The 24,857-nt window shown below is 61.7% G+C and carries 17 protein-coding genes and 2 pseudogenes; 13 read left to right on the top strand and 6 right to left on the bottom strand.

Going from position 1 to position 24,857, the window contains the following annotated elements; translation table 11 throughout:
- Positions 1-214: 214 nt before the first annotated feature.
- The 6 genes from AC1RDQ_RS08815 to AC1RDQ_RS08790 form a co-directional block, all read right to left on the bottom strand.
- Positions 215-1,696, bottom strand: a complete 1,482-nt coding sequence (locus AC1RDQ_RS08815; RefSeq protein ID WP_492586965.1) for an efflux transporter outer membrane subunit — start codon at positions 1,694-1,696, stop codon at positions 215-217.
- Positions 1,693-4,800, bottom strand: a complete 3,108-nt coding sequence (locus tag AC1RDQ_RS08810; protein ID WP_090455060.1) for an efflux RND transporter permease subunit — start codon at positions 4,798-4,800, stop codon at positions 1,693-1,695. The genes AC1RDQ_RS08815 and AC1RDQ_RS08810 overlap by 4 nt, the downstream gene beginning before the upstream one ends.
- The gene (locus tag AC1RDQ_RS08805; RefSeq protein WP_057714971.1) at positions 4,797-7,901 is read right to left on the bottom strand and encodes an MdtB/MuxB family multidrug efflux RND transporter permease subunit; all 3,105 of its coding nucleotides are present in this window, start codon (positions 7,899-7,901) and stop codon (positions 4,797-4,799) included. Before AC1RDQ_RS08805 ends, AC1RDQ_RS08810 begins: the two co-directional genes overlap by 4 nt.
- Positions 7,898-9,214: an MdtA/MuxA family multidrug efflux RND transporter periplasmic adaptor subunit gene (locus AC1RDQ_RS08800; protein WP_090455059.1), complete on the bottom strand. Its 1,317-nt coding sequence runs from the start codon at positions 9,212-9,214 to the stop codon at positions 7,898-7,900. The genes AC1RDQ_RS08805 and AC1RDQ_RS08800 overlap by 4 nt, the downstream gene beginning before the upstream one ends.
- Before the next feature lie 177 nt (positions 9,215-9,391).
- Positions 9,392-9,892: a thiol peroxidase gene (gene tpx, locus AC1RDQ_RS08795; RefSeq protein WP_057714973.1), complete on the bottom strand. Its 501-nt coding sequence runs from the start codon at positions 9,890-9,892 to the stop codon at positions 9,392-9,394.
- A 147-nt stretch (positions 9,893-10,039) separates the two neighbouring features.
- On the bottom strand, positions 10,040-10,483 hold the full coding sequence (locus AC1RDQ_RS08790) for an SRPBCC family protein (RefSeq protein ID WP_057714974.1): 444 nt from the start codon (positions 10,481-10,483) through the stop codon (positions 10,040-10,042).
- A 178-nt stretch (positions 10,484-10,661) separates the two neighbouring features.
- Here AC1RDQ_RS08790 and AC1RDQ_RS08785 point away from each other — a divergent pair, with 178 nt between their 5' ends.
- The 13 genes and pseudogenes from AC1RDQ_RS08785 (at position 10,662) to AC1RDQ_RS08725 (ending at position 24,778) form a co-directional block, all read left to right on the top strand.
- Positions 10,662-11,087: a YciI family protein gene (locus AC1RDQ_RS08785; RefSeq protein ID WP_057714975.1), complete on the top strand. Its 426-nt coding sequence runs from the start codon at positions 10,662-10,664 to the stop codon at positions 11,085-11,087.
- A 364-nt stretch (positions 11,088-11,451) separates the two neighbouring features.
- Positions 11,452-11,862: pseudogene (locus AC1RDQ_RS08780) on the top strand (hypothetical protein); the annotation flags it as partial.
- Between the two features lie 4 nt (positions 11,863-11,866).
- Positions 11,867-11,968, top strand: a pseudogene (locus AC1RDQ_RS08775) (DUF1214 domain-containing protein); the annotation flags it as partial.
- 12 nt (positions 11,969-11,980) lie between these two features.
- Positions 11,981-12,928, top strand: coding sequence for a SphA family protein (locus tag AC1RDQ_RS08770; RefSeq protein WP_340316342.1), 948 nt, complete (start codon positions 11,981-11,983; stop codon positions 12,926-12,928).
- 8 nt (positions 12,929-12,936) lie between these two features.
- Complete coding sequence (locus AC1RDQ_RS08765) at positions 12,937-13,917, top strand: AAA family ATPase (protein WP_492586963.1); 981 nt, start codon at positions 12,937-12,939, stop codon at positions 13,915-13,917.
- Entirely contained in the window at positions 13,914-14,849 is a 936-nt protein-coding gene (locus AC1RDQ_RS08760; RefSeq protein ID WP_057714978.1) for a DUF58 domain-containing protein, read from the top strand. Before AC1RDQ_RS08765 ends, AC1RDQ_RS08760 begins: the two co-directional genes overlap by 4 nt.
- Entirely contained in the window at positions 14,846-15,412 is a 567-nt protein-coding gene (locus tag AC1RDQ_RS08755; protein ID WP_492586962.1) for a DUF4381 domain-containing protein, read from the top strand. Before AC1RDQ_RS08760 ends, AC1RDQ_RS08755 begins: the two co-directional genes overlap by 4 nt.
- Positions 15,399-16,391, top strand: a complete 993-nt coding sequence (locus tag AC1RDQ_RS08750; RefSeq protein WP_492586960.1) for a vWA domain-containing protein — start codon at positions 15,399-15,401, stop codon at positions 16,389-16,391. Before AC1RDQ_RS08755 ends, AC1RDQ_RS08750 begins: the two co-directional genes overlap by 14 nt.
- Before the next feature lies 1 nt (position 16,392).
- Positions 16,393-17,973 carry a VWA domain-containing protein gene (locus AC1RDQ_RS08745; RefSeq protein WP_492586958.1) on the top strand — a complete coding sequence of 527 codons (1,581 nt, stop codon included), beginning with the start codon at positions 16,393-16,395 and terminating at the stop codon, positions 17,971-17,973.
- Positions 17,970-19,397 carry a BatD family protein gene (locus AC1RDQ_RS08740; protein WP_492586956.1) on the top strand — a complete coding sequence of 476 codons (1,428 nt, stop codon included), beginning with the start codon at positions 17,970-17,972 and terminating at the stop codon, positions 19,395-19,397. The genes AC1RDQ_RS08745 and AC1RDQ_RS08740 overlap by 4 nt, the downstream gene beginning before the upstream one ends.
- Positions 19,394-20,419: an HAD family hydrolase gene (locus tag AC1RDQ_RS08735; RefSeq protein ID WP_218496012.1), complete on the top strand. Its 1,026-nt coding sequence runs from the start codon at positions 19,394-19,396 to the stop codon at positions 20,417-20,419. Before AC1RDQ_RS08740 ends, AC1RDQ_RS08735 begins: the two co-directional genes overlap by 4 nt.
- A 73-nt stretch (positions 20,420-20,492) precedes the next feature.
- A complete protein-coding gene (locus tag AC1RDQ_RS08730; protein ID WP_492586954.1) occupies positions 20,493-22,073 on the top strand; it encodes an arylsulfatase in 1,581 nt (526 codons plus the stop codon).
- Between the two features lie 191 nt (positions 22,074-22,264).
- Positions 22,265-24,778: a spermidine synthase gene (locus AC1RDQ_RS08725; protein ID WP_492586952.1), complete on the top strand. Its 2,514-nt coding sequence runs from the start codon at positions 22,265-22,267 to the stop codon at positions 24,776-24,778.
- The last annotated feature ends 79 nt before the right edge of the window (positions 24,779-24,857 follow it).

The following is a 24,857-nucleotide window of genomic DNA, read 5'->3' as shown; positions in this document are numbered from 1 at the left end:
AATGAGCAAAGGGCCATCAGTCCGATGAAACGCTTGTTTTAAGGTTTTACATTAACTTGCTTCAAGCTGCTGGCACCTGCCACAAGGAAGGAGTCGAGAGCACAAAACCTGTGGGAGCGAGCTTGCTCGCGATGGCTGCGTCACATTCAGCATGGATGTTGCCTGACCCACTGCTATCGCGAGCAAGCTCGCTCCCACAGGGATTGCAGCTACGCTATCGGTTTTCGCTCACCTCAAGCTGCCCGCCCCAGCCACCCCCCAACGCGGCAATCAACTGCACACTGGCTATCAGGCGGCTTTGCAACAGGTCCAGGTTGCTGCGTTCATTGTTCAGCGCCGCCGCCTGGGTCACCACCACATCGATGTACGCGATCAAACCGGCCTTGTACTGGTTCTGGGTCAGGCGCAACGATTCACGGGCGGCATCCAGTGCCTGTTGGCGCACGACGGCTTCATCCTCAAGCACCTTGAGCTGCACCAGGTAGTTTTCCACTTCGCGGAATCCGTCCAGTACGGTCTGGCGATACTTGGCCACCGTTTCGTCATAGGCCGCTTCACTGCGGTCGACTTCCGCCGAGCGCTGGCCACCGTCGAACAGGGTCATTGCCAATTGCGGTCCGACCGACCAGAAGCGGTTCGGCAGGCTGAACAAGTCTTTCGAGGTACTGCTGCTGTAACCACCGTTCAAGCTCAGGGTCAGGTCCGGGTAATAGGCAGCCTTGGCCACACCGATGTTGGCGTTGGCGGCCATCACCGAGCGCTCGGCCGAAGCGATGTCCGGGCGACGCTCCAGCAACTGCGAAGGCAGCGCCAGCGGTACTTGCGGCAATTGCGGGATGTCCTGGCTTTGCGCCAGGCTGAACTCGGCCGGCGGCAGGCCGATCAGCACAGCGATGGCGTTCTCCAACTGGGCGCGTTGCCAGATCAGGTCGATCAGATCGGCTTCGGTGCTTTTGAGCTGTGTCTGGGCCTGGGCCACCGCGTCCTTGCCCGATACGCCTGAGCGGTATTGGTTTTCGGTCATCTTCAACGAACGCTGATATGCCTCGACCGTGTCCTGGAGCAAGCGTTTCTGGCCATCGATCACGCGCAGTTGCAGGTAATTCTGCACCAACTCCGACTGTTGACTCAGGCGCATGGCCGCCAGATCGGCAAAGCTTGCCTGGGCATTGGCGGTATCGGCTTCGAGGCCTCGGCGCAGCTTGCCCCATACGTCCGCTTCCCAACTGACGCCCGCCTGGGCCGAGTACGTGTCGCGAATACCGCTGGACGAACTGCTCAGGCTGGAGCTGCTGCTGCCGGTGCCCTGGCTTGAACGGTTCTTGCTGACGTTCAGGTCCACTGTCGGGAAAAACGCCCCGCGTGCACTGCGCACCAAGGCCTGGGCCTGGCGGTACTGCGCTTCGGACTGGGCGACGGTCTGGTTGGCGCTGTTGAGTTTTTCGATCAGGTCGTTGAGCTGCCGGTCGCCATACAACTCCCACCACGCGCCACGTGCCAGGGCATCGCTCGGGTTGGCCTGACGCCAGCCCTCCGCTGCCTTGTACTGCGCAGGCTCCGCGGTTTGCGGGCGCTGGTAATCCGGGCCGACGGCGCAGGCACTGAGCATCGCCACGCACAGTGACAGGCTCAACAGGCGCGAGCCTCGAGCCGTGATCAGCGGTGCAGCCAGGTTGAAAAGCGAACGGTCAGTCATAGCGGAGTTTCCAGAGCAACATCAGTACGCACCCCGCGCCATTTATTGAAGCGATGGCGCAGGTTGTCGAGATAGAGGTAAACCACCGGGGTGGTGTAAAGCGTCAGTACCTGGCTGAAGATCAGCCCGCCGATGATGGTCAGGCCCAGCGGCTGGCGCATTTCCGCCCCTTCGGCGCGGCTCAGCAGCAACGGCAAGGCACCGAGGATCGCCGCCAGGGTGGTCATCAGGATAGGTCGCAAACGTTGCAGGCAGGCGCTGCGGATCGATTCCAGCGGTGCCATGCCCTGGTTTCGCTCCAGTTGCAGCGCCAGGTCGATCATCAGGATCGCGTTTTTCTTCACCACGCCGATCAGCAGAAACAGCCCCAGCAACGAAATCAGGCTGAACTCGCCGCCCAGCGCATAGATCGACAGCAACGCGCCGACCCCGGCCGACGGCAGGGTCGAGAGAATCGTCAGCGGGTGAATGTAGCTTTCGTACAGCACACCCAAGACCAGATACACCGCCACCAGCGCCCCCAGAATCATCCACGGCTGACTTTTTTGGGTCGCCGCGAAAGCGTTGGCTGTGCCGGCCATTTTCGCGATCACGTCTTCCGGCAGGCCGACCTTGGCAATCGCCCGCTCGATGGCGGCACCGCCCTGCTCCACGGTCACGCCTTCGGCCATGTCGAAGGCAATGCTCTCCGAAGCAAACTGGCCTTCGTGGCTGACCCGGTCGTTTTCCAGGCTGTTTTCGTAATGGGCGATGGTCGACAGCGGGATTCGCGCGCCGTCAGCGGTGATCACCTGGACTTGCGTGAGGGTGATCGGGTCCTGGGCGTATTTCGGATTGACCTCCATCACCACCTGGTACTGGTTAAGACTGTCGTAGATGGTCGAAATCTGCCGCTGACTGTAGGCGTTGTTCAGCACCGCCGTGACCATGTCCATGTCGACACCCAGGCGCTTGGCCTGGTCTCGGTCGACGATCAGGGTCACTTGGCGGGCGCCCCGGCCTTCCCGCGCATCGATCGCCGTCAGCTCCGGCAAGGCCCTGAGCGCGGTGACGACTTTCGGATACCACTCGCGCAATGCCCCCAGATCCCCGCTCTGCAGGATGTACGAGTATTGCGAGGTGGTCTGCTCACGGCCACCACCGAATTGCAGGTCCTGGTCCGCCATGAGCATCAGTTGTGCCCCAGGAACCTTGGGCATTTCCTTGCGCAGGCGTTCGATGACTTTCTGCGCGGAAATGCTGCGCTCCTTGATCGGCTTGAGGCGCACCAGCATGAAGGCGTTGTTGGTGCCGTTATTGCCGCCAATGAACCCGGCGACGCTTTCTACCGCCTCATCCTTCAACACCGCCCGACGGAAAATCTCCATCTTCGGCTGCATCACGCTGAACGACAGGCCGTCGTCGCCGCGCACGAAACCGATCAGCTGACCGGTATCCTGCTGAGGTAAAAATGTTTTAGGAACAACCACATACAACGCAATGTTCACACCAATTGTCACGAACAGACTGAGCAAGGTCAGGCGCTTGTGGCGCAGCACCCAGTCGAGGCTGGTGGCGTATTTGCCGACCATCCAGTCGTTGGTCCGCCGGCTCCAGCGTTGCAGGCGGTTCTCCTGCCCCGGCGTGTGCGGCTTGAGCCAGCGAGCGCAGAGCATCGGGGTCAGGGTCAACGACACCACCAGCGAGACCACGATGGCCGCCGCCAGGGTGATGGAGAATTCGCGGAACAGGCTTTCGATGATCCCGCCCATGAACAGGATCGACAGGAACACCGCCACCAGCGACACGTTCATCGACAGCAAGGTAAAACCGACTTCCTGGGCGCCGAGGTACGCGGCCCTCATCGGCCGCACGCCTTCGTCGATGTGCCGGGAAATGTTCTCCAGCACCACGATGGCATCGTCCACCACCAGCCCGGTGGCCAGGATCAGCGCCATCAGCGACAGGTTGTTCAGCGAAAAACCGTAGAGGTACATCACGGCAAAGGTGCCGACCAGCGACACCGGCACCGCCAGGGTCGGGATCAGCGACGCACGGAAGTTACCGAGGAACAGGAACACCACCAGGATCACCAGCGCCACGGCGATCAGCAGGGTCATTTCCGCCTCGTGCAGCGTGGCCTTGATCACCGGCGAGCGGTCCATGGCCAGGTTCAGCTTGACGCTGGCCGGCAGCACCGCCTGCAACGCCGGCAGCTGGGCCTTGATCTCGTTGACCGTCTCGATGATGTTCGCACCGGCCTGGCGGTTGATCACCAGCAGCACTGCCGCGTCGTCGTTGAAGAAACCGCTGTTGTAACGGTCCTCGACGCCATCGCTGACCTTGGCCACATCCTTCAGGCGCAGGGCCGCGCCGCCGTTGTAGTGGATGATCAGCGACTCGTAGTCCTTGGCTTTTTCCAGCTGATCGTTGGCCTGGACCTGCCACAGCCGCTGATCGTCTTCCACTGAGCCCTTGGGCCGGCGCACGTTGGCATTGGCGATGGTGTTGCGCACATCGTCCAGGGCCACGCCGTACTGGTTCAATGACTGCGGTTCAAGCTCGATACGTACCGCCGGCAACGAACTGCCGCCGATCTGCACCTCGCCGACACCCTGAACCTGGGACAGGCTCTGGGACAGGATGGTCGATGCCAGGTCATAGAGCTGGCCTTTTTCCAGCACGTCCGACGTCAGCGACAGCACCATGATCGGCGCCTGGGACGGGTTGACCTTTTTGTAGGTCGGCATGCTGCGCATCCCGCTCGGCAGCAGGGTGCGCGAGGCATTGATCGCTGCCTGCACTTCCCGCGCCGCGCCGTTGATGTCGCGGTCCAGGTCGAATTGCAGGATCACCCGGGTCGAACCCTGGCTGGACCGGCTGCTCATGGTGTTGACCCCGGCAATGCTGCCGAAGGAGCGCTCCAAAGGCGTGGCCACGGTCGACGCCATCACCTCGGGGCTGGCCCCGGGCAGGCTGGCCTGGACCACGATCACCGGAAAGTCCATTTGCGGCAGGGGCGACACGGGCAGCAAACCGAAGCTCACGCCGCCCAGCAGCATGATCGCCAGGCTCAGCAGCATGGTCGCGACCGGGCGCTTGATGAAAGGTCCTGAAAGGTTCATGGCTGCTCTACCGCTTCCACGGACTCAGGCTTGCGGCCCCAGCGCCGACCGAGACGGTCGAAGTACAGATAGATCACAGGCGTAGTGAACAGCGTCAGAATCTGGCTCAGCAACAGGCCGCCGACCATCACCAGACCCAGCGGTTGGCGCAGTTCCGCGCCGGAACCGGTGGCCAGCATCAACGGCACGGCACCGAACAAAGCCGCCAGGGTGGTCATCAGAATCGGCCGGAAACGCAGCAATGCCGCCTGATAGATCGCCGTTTGCGGGTCCATGCCCTGGTTGCGCTCGGCGTCGAGGGCGAAGTCGATCATCATGATCGCGTTCTTCTTCACGATGCCGATCAACAGGATGATGCCGATGATCGCGATCATGCCCAGGTCGTTGCCGCTGAGGATCAACGCCAGCAAGGCGCCCACCGCCGCCGAAGGCAAGGTCGAAAGAATGGTGATCGGGTGGATGTAGCTCTCGTAAAGTACACCCAGCACGATATACATGGTCACCACCGCCGCCAGAATCAGCAGCAAGGTGCTCGACAACGAAGCCTGGAACGCCTGCGCCGCGCCCTGGAATTGGGTCTGCACGCCAATCGGCATACCGATGTCCTTCTGCACCTGCTCGATGATCTCGACCGCATGCCCCAGCGCCACGCCGGGCGCGAGGTTGAAGGACATCATCACCGCCGGGAACTGGCCGATGTGGGTGATCGCCAGTTGCGCCTGACGCTCCTCGACATGCGCCAGGCTGGACAGGCGCACCTGACCGCCATCGGTGGTCTTGACGTGAATCTGCTCCAGCGCCTGCGGGCCGATCTTCTCGCCGGACTGCGATTGCAGCACCACGCGGTACTGACTGGCCTGGGTGTAGATCGTGGAAATCTGCCGCTGACCAAAGGCGTCGTACAGCGCATCGGTGATGTTCGACACCGACACACCGACCCGCGACGCCGCATCGCGGTCAATCACCAGATAGACCTGCAAGCCCTTGTCCTGCAAATCGCTGGCGACGTCGGTCAATTCCGGCCGGTCGGCCAAGGCCTCGACCAGACGCCCGCTCCACAGGCTCAGCAGCTCCGAGTCCGGCGACGACATGCTGAACTGGTACTGCGTGCGGCTGACCCGGTCTTCGATGGTCAGGTCCTGCACCGGCTGCATGAACAGGCGGATGCCGACCAGTTTGTCCAGTTCCGGTTGCAGGCGGGCAATCACTTGCATGGCGCTCAGGTCGCGGTCGTTGTGCGACTTGAGGTTGATCAGCAACCGGCCGCTGTTGAGGGTCGAGTTGTCGCCGTCCACGCCAATGTAGGAGGACAGGCTCTCGACCGCCGGGTCGGCCAGGATGACCTTGGCCAGTTCCTGCTGGCGCTCGCTCATGGCGGCGAAGGAAATCGATTGCGGCGCTTCGGAAATGCCCTGGATGACGCCGGTGTCCTGCACCGGGAAGAAGCCCTTGGGCACCACCATGTACAGCAATACCGTCAGCGCCAAGGTGCCAATGGCCACCATCAAGGTCAGCGGCTGGTGCTTGAGCACCCACTGCAACTTGCGCCCGTAGGCGGCGATCATCCAGTCGATGAACGCACCGCTGGCACGGTAAAAACGGCCCTGCTCTGCTTCCTTGGGTTCGCGCTTGAGCAACCGCGCGCACATCATCGGCGTCAGGGTCAGGGAAACGACCAGGGAAATCAGGATCGCTACCGCCAGCGTAATGGCAAATTCGCGGAACAAGCGACCGACCACGTCCGCCATGAACAGCAGCGGAATCAGCACGGCGATCAGCGACAACGTCAGGGAGATCAGGGTGAAACCGATCTGCTTGGCGCCCTTGAGCGCCGCGTTCAGCGGGCTGTCGCCCTCTTCGATAAAACGCGAAATGTTCTCCAGCATGACGATCGCATCGTCCACCACGAAACCGGTGGCGATGGTCAGGGCCATCAGGGTCAGGTTATTGACCGAGAACCCAGCCAGGTACATCACGCCGAACGTACCGATCAGCGACAGCGGCACGGCCACCGACGGAATGATCGTGGCGCTGGCACGACGCAGGAACAGGAAGGTGACCATGACCACCAGGGCGATGGCGATCAGCAATTCGTGCTGCACGTCCTTGACCGAGGCGCGGATGGTCTGGGTGCGGTCAGTCAGCACCACCACGTCGAGGCCGGCCGGCAGGTTGTCGGTGATGCTCGGCAGCAGGGCCTTGATCCGGTCCACCACCTCGATCACGTTGGCGCCGGGCTGACGCTGGATGTTCAGCAGCACGGCCTGGTTCTCGTTGGCCCACGCGGCGAGCCGCTCGTTCTCGGCGCCGTCGACGATCTCCGCCACGTCCTTGAGCCGCAACGGCGCGCCGTTGGCGTAGGCCAGGATCAGGTTGGCGTAGTCCTTGGGCGACGTCAGTTGATCGTTGGCATCGAGCATCGAGACCCGGGTCGGGCCGTCGAAGTTGCCTTTGGGCTGGTTGACGTTGGAGGCGCCGATCAGCGTGCGCACATCCGACAGGTTCAGGCCGTTGGCCGCCAAAGCCTCGGGATTGACCTTGATCCGCACGGCCTGGCGTTGACCACCGGCAATGCTGACCATGCCGACGCCGCTGATCTGGGCAATCTTCTGCGCCATGCGCGTATCGACCAGATCGTTGAGCTTGGGCAACAACATGGTCTTGGAAGTGATGGCCAAGGTCAGCACTGGCGTATCGGCCGGGTTGACCTTGTTGTACACCGGCGGTGCCGGCAGGTCCTTGGGCAACAGGTTGGTCGCGGCGTTGATCGCCGCCTGCACTTGCTGCTCGGCCACATCCATGTTGATGTCGAGGCTGAACCGCAGGGTCAGCACCGACGCGCCGCCGGAACTGGTGGACGCCATTTGCGTCAGGCCGGGCATCTGCCCGAACTGCCGCTCAAGTGGCGCGGTCACCGCGCTGGTCATGACATCCGGACTGGCGCCGGGGTACAAGGTCATGACGCGAATGGTCGGGTAATCGACCTGGGGCAACGCCGACACCGGCAGCAATCGGTAGGCGATGACGCCGGCCAGGATAATCGCCAGCATGCTCAGCGTGGTGGCTACCGGGCGAAGGATGAACAGCCGCGAGAGATTCATGCGCCGCCCTTTTTCGCCTTGTCGGTGGTTGCAGGCTCAGCCGCGTTGACCGCCGATTTGCCTTGCAGGTGTTCGGTTGGCGTGGTCGGCACGTCCTGGCTGTCGTTGACCACCTCCACATCGCTGCCGTCTTTCAGGCGGTCAGTGCCTTCCAGTACGACCCGATCGCCCGCCGACAGTCCTTCGGTGACCACAGTGTTCAGGCCGTCACTGGCGCCGACCTTCAACTGACGGATCTTGACCTTCTTGTCACCGTCCAGGACATAGGCGAACGTGCCGTTGGTGCCGAACTGGATCGCGGCGGAAGGCGCCAGTACCACGTCTTTGAGGGTGTCGGCCAACAGGCGCACATTGACGAACTGGTTGGGGAACAGCGACTGATCGCGGTTCTCGTAACGGGCCTTGAATTTCAGGGTGCCGGTGGTGACGTCGATCTGGTTGTCCAGGCTCTGCAGCACGCCCGTGGCTTGCAGTTTGGTATCACCGCGGTCCCAGGCTTCAGCCGGCAGTTTGGCGCCGCTGCGATAACGGGCCAGCACGGTGTCAAGGCTGTTTTCCGGCAGGGTGAAGGCCACGCTGATCGGTTGGGTCTGGGTGATGATCGCCAATGCAGTGGTGTCGTTGGCCGCTACCAGGTTGCCGACGTCCAGTTGACGCAGGCCGACGCGACCGGTAATCGGGGCGCGGATCCTGGTGAATTCGAGGTTGAGCCTGGCGTCGTTGACCGCCGCCTGATTGGTCTTGACCGTGCCCTGGAACTGACCGACCAGCGCTTCGGCGGTGTCCAGGGTCTGCTTGGCAATACTGTCTTCGCGGTACAGGCCGCGATAACGCTCGACGTCGACCTGGGCGTTTTTCAGCTGCGCCTGATTCTGCAGCAAGGTGCCCTCGGCCTGAAGCAAGGCATTCTGGTAAGGGCGCGGGTCGATTTCGACGAGCATGTCGCCGGCCTTGACCATCTGCCCTTCTTCGAAATAGATCTTGACCAACTCACCGCCAACGCGACTGCGGACATTGATGGTGTTGAGCGCCGTGACCGTGCCCAACGCCTTGAAATACAGCGGGAAGTCACCGGTGACTGCCGGAGCCACTCGCACCGGCACCGGCCCGGACGCGCCACCGAATCCCGGGCGCATCCCACCCGACCTGCCGGTATGCCCGGCGACGGCTTTCTGCCCCGTAGCCTCTTTGGGTGCAGCGCTGCCGGGCCAGAATTTCCAGCACAGGCCAGCGATGACCAACAGGACAAGCAGGCCGAACAGCCAGCGACGAGGACTACGGGAAGCGGAGGATTGCATTGAGTGATCAACCATTGGGCGCGTGGGCTTTTTTACATGAGGCTGAACGATAAGCACTGGCGGGTTTTAAGCAAAGCGCCTTTACCGGCAATTTACCTTCGGCTTACGTAACAGGAGAATTATCCAAGACACTGAAACACAAATGAAAACGGCCTGGACAGGGCCAGGCCGTTAAACATTGTAAAGCCCGGCTTATTTCAGAACAGCAAGTGCCGCGTCATAGTTCGGCTCGTCAGCGATTTCGCCAACCAGTTCGCTGTGCAGCACGTTGTCGTTTTCGTCCAGAACCACGACGGCGCGAGCGGTCAAGCCTTTGAGCGGGCCGTCGGCGATGGCCACGCCGTAGTTCTGGATGAACTCGGCACCACGCAGGGTCGACAGGTTCTGTACGTTTTCCAGGCCTTCGGCACCGCAGAAACGGGCCTGGGCGAACGGCAGGTCAGCGGAAATGCACAGCACGACAGTGTTGTCGACGCTGCTGGCCTTGGCATTGAACTGGCGCACGGAGGTGGCGCAGGTCGGGGTATCAACGCTTGGGAAGATGTTCAGCACTTTGCGCTTGCCGGCAAAGTCTTTCAGGGTGACGTCGGACAGATTGCCGGCAACCAGGGAAAAGGCTGGCGCCTTGGAACCGGCTTGTGGCAGTTGGCCGTTGACTTGAACCGGGTTGCCTTTGAGAGTGACTTGAGCCATGAACGGAGTCCTTCTGAACGTTGTGGTGGAGAATTTTGACGAGGCCGAAGTTAACCACGAAATTGTCCGACGACCTATGGTCAAACATAAATTGTCATGTATCAGAGCACAAAACTGGATACAACCCACAATCCTGTGGGAGCGGTGCTACTTGAGTAACTGCAGCATATTGCGATGTCGCGCCTCGAAAATCCTCCGCATGTAGCCATTGACCAGCAACCACTCCAATGGCGCCCCCCCCATCGCCGAATACGTCACCCGGTCGGTATATAGCGTACCGCCCTCTCCCGCCTCGACCCGATGTTCATGACGAAAGGCACGCATCGGTCCCTTTAGCATCTCGTCGATGAAATGCATTTCACCGACTTCACGGATCACCACCGTCCAGTCAGACGGAATCACATTGAACATCCAGTGGCGAAAGCGGAATTGCCGCCCGGCTTCAATCCGCAAGTTGTTCAGATCGATATCGCCCAGCGGGGTAATGCGTTCGGGAAAAATCCTTGGGAAATTGACGCCTTCCAGGCAGAAATCGAGGACCTGTTCGGGCGTGCGACCCGGGATGAGTGTGGTGAGTTCCAGAATTGGCATACAGGAAACATTCCTTTGATCGTTGGACAGGCGCGCCAGAGATACGGTGTAGCGAAATGGCGGTCGAAATGAAGCCTGCCAAAGTGTCTGCTACGACAATTTTTTCGAGGGGCTGTCGATTTGCAACGCAGCCATTCGACTATTAAGCGAGTCACTCAATTACAACGGAGACATCACCATGCGATTTATGATCATCATCAAGGCCAGCCAGGATTCCGAAGCCGGCGTGATGCCCAGCCAGGAACTGCTGACCGCCATGGGTAACTACAACGAAGAACTGGTCAAGGCCGGCATCATGCTCGCGGGCGAAGGCCTGCACCCGAGCAGCAAAGGCGCTCGTATAAAGTTTTCAGGTGACAAACGCACGGTGATCGACGGCCCCTTCATCGAAACCAAGGAACTGATTGCCGGTTTCTGGTTGTGGAAAGTGAAGTCCAAAGAAGAAGCCATCGAATGGGTCAAGCGCTGCCCCAACCCGATGCCGGGCACCGAGGCCGAGATCGAGATTCGCCAGGTGTTTGAAGCGGAAGATTTTGGTGCAGAGTTCACACCTGAACTGCGCGAGCAGGAACAGCGGGTTTGGGAACAGGCGAAAAAGAACTGAGGTTGACTGAACCGGCTATTACTTGAGTTTCCTGTGGGAGCGAGCCTGCTCGCGAAGAGGTCGTCATATCCAACGCATATATTGACTGACAGGCGGCCTTCGCGAGCAGGCTCGCTCCTGCATCGGCTAGATAGCCACTTAACTTGTTTGGGCAAACGCTTGATCCGTATTAACTTTTTAGTACACGAAATTAACGAAAAACTACCCATAAAACGAAAGTATTGATCCTTCCTACTGGTTAACCCGCGGTTAACTGCTAAGTTCATCTGACGAGTCCTACAGGCTTGATCGGAAAGGGATCACGCAGTTACGGCCAGATTCAGGGGCCGTCTGCCCAATCAGCCACCAGGGAACGGGGGGATTAATGTCTAAGAATTTGCGGAAGTACGCCTTTGTATGGGTGACTTCATTCGCACCTGCTGTTTGTGCTCACGCGGATGACGCCGAGACCGCCAACAAAAGCAACAACCCGCTGAACCTGGCACCCGGTATAAACCTGCAGGATTACTACACACCCAAGCTGTTCGATACCAACGCTCACACCAATGATGCGCTGCTGCGCGGCGCCCTTCCGATGGCAGCCAATGACGTCATAGGCGTCCCGCAGTTGCTGCGCGTCACGCTCCCCGTCAGCACCCGACCCGATCCGCACAACGGCTACAGCACCGACATCGGCGACCTGAACGTATTCGACATTTTCCTGCTCAAGACCAAAGGCGTGCAGCTGGGCATCGGCCCGCAAATCACTGCGCCGACCGCCGAGCAGGATGAACTGAGGTGGTCCGTTCTACGGGATTTTGCGTTTGTATCTGCCAAAACCGGAAGTCACCAACGGCCAATGGCACATGCCGTTGCTGACTCCTGTCACCCCAAAACAATAAACGGAGTCAGGCATGTTCAGGCCTCTCGTAGTGCGCCCCTTGTTGGCGCTGTGCATGGTCAGCGGTAGTCCATTGGTACTGGCGGCCGAGGGCGGTGTCGGTCGCCCCATCACCGGGCAGCAAGTGTTTTCCAACGCCGGGATCGTGCCCCCGGAGCCGGGTTGGGTCATGTCCCTGACCAGCATCTGGTACGACGGCGAACTCAAGGGCAGCGCTCAAGTGCCGATCGTGGGTGCCATCAGTACCGGGCTGGACATGAAGGTTTCCTACACCATGGCCAACTTCACCCATGTCTGGGACACCGGCAAGGGTCCCTGGAACTATGCCTCGGCCATAGGCGTGCCAGTGCAGTACACCGACATCACCGCCAACGTGACCGGTCCCCGTGGCCGTACCCTGGGCACCTCGGACACCGGCACCCAGTTCGCCGACATGCTGGTGACCCCGATTGCGGCCGGCTACCACTTCGACGAACTCAACCACATCTCGTTCTCGCTACCGATCTACGTGCCGACAGGCGCCTACAACGTCGATCGCCTGGCCAACCCCGGGCAGAACAATTACACCTTCATGCCTACCGTGGCGTTCACCCACCTGGATGGCAAGGGCGGCGAATTCACCCTGTCGAGCGGCCTGGAGTTCTACACCGAGAACGACGCCACGGATTATCGCAACGGCAACATTTTCACCCTCGATGCACTGTGGACCCATGGATTCGGCAACGGCTGGAACGCCGGCATGGTGGCAGGCTATATCCAGCAGGTCACCGATGACTCCGGATCCGGCGCAACCAGTGGCTTTCGCGGGCGCTCCGTCGGCGCTGGCCCGACAGTGGGCTGGACCGGCAAGTTCGCCGACGCCCAGGCCAATATCAGTGCTCGCTGGGTTCCGGAGTTCGATACCAAGAACCGGCCTGAAGGCAATGGTTTCAGCGTCAACATGACCCTGGCGTTTTTCTAGGAGACCCCATGACCGCACTCAACGACCTCAATGCCCTGCAAGCCAGCATCGCCGAAGCCGTGCTCGGCCAGGATCAGGTCATTCGACAAATCCTTGTGGGCCTGCTGGCCAACGGTCATCTGCTGCTGGAAAGCCTGCCCGGCCTGGCCAAGACCCGCACGGTGAAAGCATTGGCCAGACACCTGGACGCGAAGATGAGCCGCATTCAGTTCACCCCGGATTTGCTGCCGTCGGACATCACTGGCGCCGAGGTGCTGCATCAGGTCGAAGGCAAGAACGAAATCCGCTTCCAGCCCGGCCCGCTGTTCGGCAACCTGATTCTCGCCGACGAAATCAACCGTGCGCCGGCCAAGGTCCAGGCGGCGTTGCTCGAAGCCATGGAAGAACGCCAGATCACCGTGGCCGGCAACAGCCATGTGCTGCCGGAACTGTTCATTGTGGTAGCGACTCAGAACCCGATCGAACAGGAAGGCACGTACCCGCTGCCGGAAGCGCAGATGGACCGCTTCCTGATGAAAGTGTTGCTCGATTACCCGAGCGCGGAAAACGAAAGCCAGGTGCTGCGTCTGCTGCGCGAAGAAGAACAGGCCCTCGGCGCCAGGACCGCTGCGGTGCAGGGATTCTCGTTGTCTCAGGACGTGGTGTTCGCCGCGCGCCGAGAAGTCAGTGCCGTGCACGTCTCCCCGGCCATCGACCGTTACCTGATCGACCTGATCAACGCCACTCGCCACCCTGTCGATTACGACGCCGACCTCGGGCGCTGGATCAGCATCGGCGCCAGCCCTCGCGGCGGCATCGGCCTGGACCGCTGCGCCCGGGCGGACGCCTGGTTGCAGGGCCAGGATTTCGTTTCGCCGGACAACGTCCGCGCCGTGGTGCACCCGGTGCTGCGCCATCGTCTGCAACTGAGCTACGACGCGGTGGCCGATGGCGTGAGCGCCGATCAGGTGCTCGACCGTCTGCTCGATAAAGTGGCGATTCCTGCGTGAACACCGACGGTCTGGTGTATGTCTCTCTGGCGCAGTTGATGGCCCTGGAGTTCAAGGCCCGTGACCTGAGCTTTCTGGCGCGTCAGCCCCAGGGCAGCATCCTGGCCGGCAACCACGCTTCACGCTTGCGTGGCCGGGGCTTGAACTTCGATGAGCTGCGTCGATACCAGCCCGGCGATGACCTGCGCCACCTCGACTGGCGCGCATCCCTGCGCACCGGCAAACCGGTGGTACGGACATTCACCGAAGAGCGCGACCGCCCGGCGCTGATCCTCGTCGACCAGCGCATGTCGATGTTCTTTGGTTCGCAACGCAGCTTCAAATCCGCGGTCGCCGCCGAGCTCGGCGCCCTGGCGGCGTGGATGGTGTTCAACGCCGGCGACCGCGTCGGTGGACTGGTCTTCAACGATCAACGCATCGACAGCATCGCCCCGCTGCGCAGCCGCAAACGGATCGAAGCGCTGTGCAGCCGCATCGCCCAGCAGAACCAGGCGCTCAATGCCGCCAACCCGGACGCCGAGGGCGAAGACCGGCTCGACAAGGTCCTGCAGCATTGCCTGGCCGTGGCCGGTCACGATCACCTGATCTGCATCGTCAGCGACTTCGCCGGGGCCGGCGAACGCACCTTGCAACTGATGCGGCAACTGGCGGCGCACAACGATGTAATTGCCATGCAGGTGTATGACCCGCTGGCGCTTAACCTGCCGAAAAACGGCCGCGTGCTGGTCACCCAAGGGCAATTGCAGGTGGAGCTGGCGGTGGATCGGCAACAGGTGCACCAGCCGCTTGGGGATTTTCTCAGCGGGCGGCTCAAGGATGTCGCGACTTTGCTGCGCCGCAGCCAGGTGCCACTGATGATGTTCAGCACCGCAACAGAAGCCCACGAACAACTGCGCGCCGAACTGGGCAAGCTTACCGGAGGGCGCCGATGAACCCCGCTATCCCGAGCATCGACCAGCTCAAGGAAATGGCGCTGCCGGTGCCGGTCAGTTATGCACCGCAAACCTGGGGGTGGTGGGCGTTGCTGACGTTGTTGATCGTTACGTTGGTGGTGACCGGTGCGCGGCGCTACCGGCAATGGCGGCGCGATCGCTATCGGCGCGAGGCGTTGGTGCGGCTGGAGGAATTGCAGCAGCGCAGCAATGACCTGAGTGCGTTGCGTGAGCTTCCGGAACTGCTCAAACGGGTCGCGCTCTCTATGCCTTACGCAAAACCTGTGGGAGCGAGCTTGCTCGCGATGGCGTCCGGTCAGTCACCACCACCTTTGATTGCAAGCTCGCTCCCACAGGACTCTCCAGCGGGGTTGGGGAAAGAGGACTGGCAGGCATTTTTGCAGCGGCACAGTAAACAGCCGCTACCCGTCGATTTCAGCCAACAACTGTCGCTGCTGGCCTACGCCCCCGACGCAACATTGCGGGACATGCCCGATGAACAGCGCCAACAGCTGTTCAGCACCTGCAAAACCTGGGTGGAGCGTCATCATGTGGCAGCTTGATTACCCCTGGCTGCTGATCCTGCTGCCGCTGCCGTGGTTCGGCTATCGCTACCTGTCCGACTACCGCGAAGCGCGCAGCGCCGTGCGTGTACCGTTTTTCGGGGCGATGAGCCGCGCCGTCGGCCAGGCACCGAGCCAGGCCGGCACCCGCAGCAACGGCTGGCAATTGCTCCTGAATCTGCTGGTCTGGGCACTGCTGCTGGTGGCGGCGAGTCGGCCGGTGTTGGTGGAAAAACCCATCGAGCGCCAGCAGCCGGTGCGGGACCTGATGCTGGCCATCGACATTTCCCAGTCGATGGAAACCACCGACTTCACCGACGCCAACGGCCAGAAAATCAATCGCCTGGCCGCAGTCAAGGAAGTGGTGCACGGGTTCATCGACAAACGTAAAGACGACCGAATCGGACTGATCGTGTTCGGCACAGGTGCCTATCCGCAGGCACCGCTGACCCTCGACCACGCCAGCGTGTCGCTACTTCTGGACGACACCGGCATCGGCATGGCCGGCCCCAACACCGCCATCGGCGACGCCATCGGCCTGAGCCTGAAACTGCTGGCCCAGGCCCACGAGCAGGAAAAAGTGCTGATCCTGCTCACTGACGGCAATGACACCAGCAGCGCCATCACCCCGGATCACGCGGCCGCCATGGCCGCGGCCAAAGGCGTGGTGATTCACACCATCGGCATCGGCGACCCGACTGCCGAGGGCGAAGCCAGGGTCAACCTGCAAGGCTTGCAGGACATTGCCCAAGCCACGGGCGGGCGTTTCTTCCGCGCCGAAGACCGCAACGCCCTGGATCAGGTCTACAGCACTCTGGACAAACTCACCCCGCATCAGGTGAAAACCCTCAGCCACCAGCCCAAACGCGATCTGTTCTGGTGGCCGCTGGGCGCTGCCATTGCCCTGCTGGCGCTTTATCACCTGGGCGCCCTGCTGCTTCCACGGCTGATGCTCGCCCGTCAACGGCAGGAAGCCTGACATGGACATCAACCTCAGCGACTTCCATTTCCTGCGCCCACTGTGGCTGTTGCTCGCGGTGTTCGGCGCATTGCTGCCATTGCTGTGGCGGCGCAACCAGGACCTGCAACGGCGCTTGCGCAGCAACATCGCCGCGCACCTGCTGCCGCATCTGCTGATCACCCCGCAGGACCGGCAACGTCTGCGTCCCGTGCATCTGGTATGTGCGCTGCTGGTACTGGGCGCCATCGCCGCCGCCGGGCCGACCTGGGAACAGGATCGGCCGGACTTTCTGGAAAACCGTGCGCCGCTGATCATTGCCATCGACCTGTCGCCCTCTATGGACGCCAGCGACGTTCCACCCAGTCGCCTGGAAGCGGTCAAGCACAAGCTCCACGACTTGATCCAGCGCCGCGCCGGTTCGCGCAATGCCTTGATTGCCTACGCCGGCAGCGCGCATCTGGTGTTGCCCGCCACCGACGATCCGGCGCTGCTCGATACGTTCATTCAGGCCCTGAGCACCGACCTGATCAGCAAACCGGGGAAAAATGTCAGCGCGGTCATCGATCAGGCCAAGCGCCTGCTCGCCGCCGAGAAAACGCCCGGCACTCTGCTGCTGATCACCGATGGCGCCGACACCTCGGCACTGGCCGGGCTGGACAAACAACTGGCAGACAGTGCGCTGCAAGTGCTGATATTGGCGGCCGGCAGCAGCGACGGCGGGATCATCCGCGATGCCAGCGGCCAGACACGCACCGACAGCAACGGTCGCCCGCAACTCGGCAGCTTCGATCAGGACGCCCTCAAGCAGCTTGCCTCAACGCTGGACGCCCCGCTGGGCAGCCTGACCCTCAACGATGACGATCTGGACTGGATCGAACTGCACGCCGAGCAGCACTTCCAGGCAGCCAGTGACGAGCAGCGCGAATTGCACTGGAAAGACGCCGGTTACTGGCTGTGCTGGCCGCTGTTGTTGCTCGCCTTCTTCAGCGTACGCAGGGGCTGGAGCCTGAACTGGATGGCTGGATTCCTGCTGGTCGTGAGCCTGGGCCTGCAACCGGCGCCGGCACAGGCCAACGCACTGACCGATGCCTTTTTCACCCGCGACCAGCAAGGTCGCTGGGCCTTCGAACATGAGCACTACCCTCAGGCGGCGGCGCTGTTCGTCGATCCGTACTGGAAAGGCGTGGCCGCCTACAACGCCGCCGATTTCGATCTGGCACTGGCCAGCTTCGCTCGGCTCGATACACCGCAGGCGTATTTCTACCTGGGCAACATCTACGTGCGCCGGTTCAAGTTCGATCAGGCCATCGCGTCCTATACCCAGGCGCTGAAATTGCAACCGCAGTTCCCGGAAGCCACGGCCAACCTGGCCCTGGCCATTGCCTTGCAGAAAGACACCGAAAGCGCCGAGAAAAACACGCCAGAGGTCAAACCCGACGAAATCAAGATGGACAAGGCGCCGGGTAAAGGCCAAAGCAAAAAGGTGGAAACCCAGCAAGCGGCCTCGGATGAGCAATGGTTGCAGAATCTCACCACATCGCCGGCGAAATTCCTCAAGCAGAAATTCAGCTTGCAGGATCAGGCGGGGGTCAAGCCATGACCTACCTTCAGGACCGAGTCGCTGCCATCGCGGGCAAGCCCGCTCCCACATTTGATCCAAGCACCCCACAAATCCACTGTAGGAGCGAGCCTGCTCGCGATGGCGCCAGATCAATCACCACAACACTCTGCGCCCTGCTCATTAGCCTGATCAGCCTCAACACATTCGCCGCCGACCCTCAGTTGAAAGTCCAGGCCACCCTGCAACCCGCCGACCCCGTCATGGTCGGCAGCCTGGTCAAGTTGCAACTCGATGTCTTCACCGACTCCTGGTTCACCAGCGCCCCCACCCTGCCCGACCTGAAACTGCCCGGCGCATTGGTGATGCCACCGGACGGCCATGCCCAGCACATCAACCAGACCTTCGACGGCCAATCCTTCAGCGGCATGCGCTACAGCTACCTGATCACCCCGAGCCTGGCCCAGGGCTTCGACATTCCGGCACTGACGGTACAAGCCACACCGGGTCAGGCCAGTCACGAACTCAGCGCCCAAAGCAAGCCTTTGCACTTCAACGCCGCGCAACCACCGGGGTTCCAGCCCGGTGAGGCAGTGCTGGTGGCTCAAGGGCTGCGGTTTACCCAGAAGACCGTCAATTCGGCCACGCCGCTGAAGGTCGGCGACAGCATCACCCGGGAACTGACCTTGCAGGCCGACGGTGCCCTGGCCATGTCACTGCCGACACCGACGCAGGATGTCATCAAGGGCCTGAGCCGCTACCCGAAAGCACCGCAGATCCGCAATCTGGATGACGGTCGCGGCAACTTCAATGGTGGCCAGCGCATCGACAGCGTGACTTATCGAATCGACACCGAAGGCCATTACAGCCTGCCTTCCGTCGAAATCAAATGGTGGGATGCCAGCAGCCAGCAAACCCGCACGGCCACGGTGCCTGCCGTGACCTTCGACGCGGTGGCCAACAGCGCCTACAAGCCGGTGTTTTCCATTACCGAAGACCTGAAAAAACTCGGCCAGCAGAATCGCCTGCACCTTTCCGGGCACTGGTCCGGACTATTGACACTGGTGTTGGCGGTAATGGCACTCGGCTGGTTCAGTCGCCCGCTCGTACACCGCACGCACCTCAAGTGGCAAGCCCGACGCCGCGCCCGACATGCCGCCTGGCTGGAGTCCGCCGACTACGCGTGGCGGCAGATCCCGCCGCAGATCGAAGGCAAACCGGTGCAACTCAGCGCCCTGTACCTGTGGACCCGACGCAGCCGCCGGGGCCTGAAACTGACCGGCCTCGGCCCGCGCCTGCAAACCTTCCTGCGCGCCTGTTATGGCCGCGAACCGGACAAAGACCAGGCGCTGCGCCAAATCAGGGAATCCTTGTCTACGCTGCATAGTCAGGCCGAGCGTAACAGGGAATCAGTCGCACCTGCCCTGCGCCCACTCAACCCGGTTCACGAGAAGGAATTCCCATGACAAATCCGATGACGTTGCGCCACCCGGGCTTCAAGTTTTTGCTGACCCTGGCCTTGAGCCTGCCGCTGCTGGTGCAGGCAGCCGAGCCACTGCCCTCCTGGAACGACGGTCCGTCGAAAAAACAGATCATCGAGTTCGTGCAGACGGTCACCGATCAAAACAACAAGGACTTCGTCAAACCCGAGGACCGCATTGCCGTGTTCGACAACGACGGCACCTTGTGGAGCGAGCAACCGATGTACTTCGAATTGCTGTTCGCCCTGGAAGAAGTCAAACGCACCGCGCCGCAGCACCCGGAATGGAAAACCACCCAGCCGTTCCAGGCCGTGCTGGAAAACGATCACAAGGCACTGGCCGCCACCGGCATGGAGGGCCTGCTGAAGATCTTCGGTGCGACCCACACCGGCATGACCACCGAAGCGTTCGATGACTATGCCAAGACCTGGCTGAGTCAGGCCAGGCATCCGAAAACCGGCAAGCCGTACACCGAAATGATCTTCCAGCCGATGCTGGAGATGCTCGACTACCTGCGCGGCAAAGACTTCAAGACCTACATCGTCTCCGGTGGCGACACCGGGTTCATGAGAGCCTTCGCCGAGAAGGTCTATGGGGTACCGCCCGAGCAGGTTATCGGCACGACCTTCGTTACCAGCTTTGAATACAAGGATGGCAAGGCGTCGATCCTGCGCACGCCGAAACTGGCCCACAACGACGATGGCCCGGGCAAACCGGAAAGCATCGACGCGGTGATCGGTCGTCGGCCAATCCTCGCCTTCGGCAACTCCGACGGCGACCTGCAAATGCTCCAGTGGACCGCCGATGGTCCCGGCAAACGATTCATGGGCCTGGTGCATCACACCGACGCCAAACGCGAATGGGCATACGACCGGCAGTCGCAGATCGGTCGTCTGGACAAGGCCCTGGACGAAGCAAACAAGCGTGGCTGGACGGTCGTCGACATGGCGTCCGAATGGCGTCGTATCTACCCGTTCGATGCCGCCACTTCCGAGCAAGTGCAATAAAAAGACGTTACGCAGGACCGCAATAAACGTTTGTCGCAGCACGCGACGCAAGTGAGCATAAGGAGCCAGTCAGATGACTCGCATACGTAAGTGGATACCGAAACTCGCCCTGGTGGCGACTACGGTCATGGCGTTTTCGGCAACCGCCGGGGCCGCTGAGAAACCCAACATTCTCGTGATCTTCGGCGACGATATTGGCCAGACCAACATCAGCGCCTACTCCATGGGCGTGGTCGGCTACAAGACTCCAAACATCGACCGGATTGCCAAAGAAGGCATGATGTTCACCGACTACTATGCGGAGAACAGCTGCACCGCCGGCCGGTCGACATTCATCACCGGACAGTCGGCGCTACGTACCGGGCTGTCGAAAGTCGGGATGCCGGGTGCCCCGGTCGGCCTGCAAAAACGCGACATCACCATCGCCCAGGCCCTCAAGTCCCAAGGCTACGCCACCGGTCAGTTTGGCAAGAACCACCTGGGCGACAAAGATGAATACCTGCCGACCAACCACGGATTCGACGAATTCTTCGGCAACCTGTATCACCTCAACGCCGAAGAAGAACCCGAGCGTCCGTACTGGCCCAAGGACGACCCCGCGTTCGTCAAGGCCTACTCGCCGCGCGGCGTGATCCACAGCTTCGCCGATGGCAAGATCGAAGACACCGGCCCGCTGAACACCAAGCGCATGGAAACCATCGACGACGAAACCACCGCCGCCGCGCAGGCGTTCATCGAGAAACAGGCCAAGGCGGACAAGCCGTTCTTCGTCTGGATGAACACCACTCGCATGCACTTGTTCACTCACGTGCGTGAATCGATGAAGGGCCAGAGCGGCATGCCCGGCAACGATTATGCCGATGGCATGATCGAGCACGACGGCGACGTCGGCAAACTGCTGAAAACCCTCGATGACCTGAAAATCACCGACAACACCATCGTCGTCTACACCACCGACAACGGCCCGAACCAGTTCTCCTGGCCGGACGCGGCAACCACGCCGTTCCGCAACGAGAAGAACTCCAACTGGGAAGGTGCGTACCGCGTTCCGGCGATGGTCCGCTGGCCAGGCAAGATCAAGCCGGGCGAAGAGTCCAACGAGATGTTCTCGGGCATGGACTGGTTCCCGACCTTGCTGGCCGCCGCTGGCGATGCCGACGTGAAAACCAAGCTGCTCAAGGGGTGGGCACCGACTTCCGGCGGCACCAACTTCAAGGTGCATCTGGACGGTTACAACCAACTGCCGTACCTGACCGGCCAGGCGCCCAAGGGTGAGCGCAAGGAGTTTTACTACTTCAACGATGACGGCGTGCTGGTGTCGATGCGCTTCGACAACTGGAAAGCCGTGTTCTGCGAACAGCGCGCACCGGGCGGCTTCAAGGTCTGGAGCGAACCGTTCGTATGCTTGCGCGTACCGAAAATCTTCAACCTGCGCATGGACCCGTATGAACGTGCCGACGTGGTTTCCGACCAGTATTACGACTGGCAAACCAAGAACGTCTACCTGGCGGCTGTAGCCGTCGAAAAATCGGCAACGTTCCTGCAGACCTTCATCGAGTATCCACCCAGCCAGAGACCGGCCAGCTTCAGCATCGACCAGATCCGTGCTGCGGTAGACGCCAAGATCGCTGAAAAAATGAAAGCTGCACAGTAAGACCGCTGGACCGCCGCTCGCCTTCATTGGCGAGCGGTACTGTTTCCGAGTTGGGACCGTATTGGCCCCAATCGCGGGCAAGCCCGCTCCCACATGGATTTTGTCGTACCGAAGATCCAGTGTGGGAGCGGGCTTGCCCGCGATGAGGCCCGTACAGTCGCAGTTTTCTTGAATTGCAAAGGCAATCCGCAATGACCTCACGTGTCGCCAGCAAATCGTCGGCCATACCTGCCCCGCAAGTCACCTCCCCGGCGCTGTTGATCCCCGCCCTGCTGCTGTTTGTCTCCGGCGCCGCGGCGCTGGTGTATCAGGTGCTGTGGATCAAGCAGTTGTCGTTGGTCGTAGGCGTCGAGGTCTATGCCATCACCACCGGGATCAGCGCGTTCTTTGCCGGGCTGGCCCTGGGTGGCTTGCTGTTCGGGCGCTGGGCGGACCGGATACAGCAACCGGTTGTGCTGTACGCCGGGCTGGAAGTGCTGGTGGCCGTGCTCGGTGTCTCTGCAACCTTTGCCATGAGCCTGGCGGCCAGCCCGTTTGCCTGGCTGGAGGCACACTTGGGCTTGCTGGCCTGGGTGCTGCCGTTCGCGCTGGTGGGTATTCCCGCCCTGTTGATGGGCGGCACCCTGCCGGTGCTGGTTCGCTCCCTGGCCACTGACCCGCAACACCTGGGCAAGGCCGGCGGGCAGCTGTATGCGGCGAACACCGCCGGGGCCATCGCCGGCACCCTGCTCGCCGCGTTCGTGCTGATTGCCACCCTCGGTGTGCGCGGCAGCGCGCTGGCCGCCGCCATGCTGAACCTGCTGGCCGCCGCAGGGGCCTTGTGGTTCCAGCGCCAGCGCGTGGCACCCGTCGATGCCCCGGTGAAACATCACACTGAAAAAGCCCCCGACCGCCTGGCCCTGTGGCTGTACTCCATTGCCGGTGGTGTAGCCCTGGGCTACGAAGTGGTGTGGTCGCAATCGATCGTGCAATTCATGAGCACCCGCACCTACGCCTTTGCCGTGGTGCTGGCGACTTACCTCACCGGCCTGTTCCTGGGCAGCATGCTGCTGGCCCGTCGGGTCGATCGCCTGCGCGATCCCTGGGGGGTGTTCGGCGTGCTGATTGCCGCAGCCGGCGCGATTGCCTTGCTGGAAGTGGCGTTGCTCGGACGCTGGCTGGTGCTCGCCCAGACCTTGGCCGAATCCTGGGTATTGTCATTGGGCGGCAGTGAACTGGCTGGCATGAGCACGCGGTTTGCGGTGGCTGCCTTGAGCATCGTGTTTGTGCCGACCCTGTTGTTGGGGGCTGCGTTCCCCTTGGCCCTGCGCTTGAGCGTCGGCGGCGAACAGGTGGGGCGCCATGTCGGCGAAGTCGTCGCGTTCAATACCCTTGGCGGGATTGTCGGTGTGATGCTCTGCGGCTTTGTCCTGATCCCGATGCTGGGTCTGGTACGGACCCTGGGCCTGCTGGCGCTGATTGCCGCCGGTATCGCGTACCTCGCCGTGCGCAAGGGCCATGGTGTGAAGAAAGGCCGGCGTCAGGCGGTGGTTGCCATTGGCCTGGTGTCCCTGGCGCTCGCCGTGTTCACGCCGGTCAACAAGCTCGCCAGCCTGCTGCCGGGCGCGCGCAATGGCACGCTGACGTTCTATGAAGAAGGCCGTGGCGGCACCGTCGCGGTGGTCACCCAGGGCAAGGGAGAAAGGGCGTTCCAGCGTTTGTACATTCAGGGCGTGTCCAATACCGGTGACGCCATGCCGTCCCTGCGCTACATGCGGATCCAGGCGCTGCTGCCCCTGCTGATCCACAACGGTGAGCCGCGCTCGGCACTGGTGATCGGGTTCGGTACCGGCATCACCGCGGGCGCCCTGACCCGCTATCCCGGCCTGGAACATCGCGTGGTCGCCGAACTGCTGCCTTCGGTGGTCAAGGCAGCCCCCTTGTTCAAGGGCAATTTCAACGCCGCGGCCGATCCGGGGGTCGATGTGCGCTTGCGTGACGGTCGCCAGGAACTGCTGCGCAATCCGCAGCGCTACGACCTGATCACTCTCGAGCCGCCACCGCCCTCCGCTGCCGGCGTGGTCAACCTGTATTCCCGGGACTTCTATCAATTGGCCGCCAGCCGTTTGCACAACCAAGGCCTGGTCGCCCAATGGCTGCCGCTGCCGACGCAGAACATCGACGACTCGCGCTCACTGGTGCGCAGCTTCCTCGACGTGTTCCCGTACGCGACCCTGTGGACCAGCGAGTTCCACGAGATGCTGCTGGTGGGTTCGATGGAGCCGATTGAACTGGATGCGGCGAAGATCAACGCGCGCTTCCAGCAGGACAGCGTTCGCAGCACCTTGCAGGATGTCGGCGTCGGTTCGGCCGCAGCATTGCTCGCGACATGGGTGACTGATCGTGAGGGGCTTGAACGCTTCGCTGGCGATGCGCAACCGGTGACGGACGATCAACCGCGCATCGAGTACGCACCCTGGGTTCGCTCGAAAGAGATCAGCCGCGTGTTGCCCGCCCTGCTCGCCCTGCACCAGCCGCCAGCCGTGTTGAACGCCGACGCCGGGTTCATCGAGCGCATGAACACCCAGCAACAACGCCTGATGCAGTTCTATCGGGCGAGCCTGCATGCGTACGACGGAAACCGTGACGCTTGGGCCAGGGATATGCGCGAGGTGATGCGTGGGGATTCGGGGAATCCGTATTACCGGTGGTTTGTCGGGGAGTGACGTGGCGCCTGACAGATCGCCTTCGCGGGCAAGCCCGCTCCCACAGGTTCGGTGTCGATCACAACATTTGTGCACGACA

The sequence above is a fragment of the Pseudomonas sp. GW823-FHT02E01 genome, from assembly GCF_058797535.1.
Note: the sequence above shows the minus strand (reverse complement) of the source record. Positions and strands in the feature narration are given on the sequence as shown.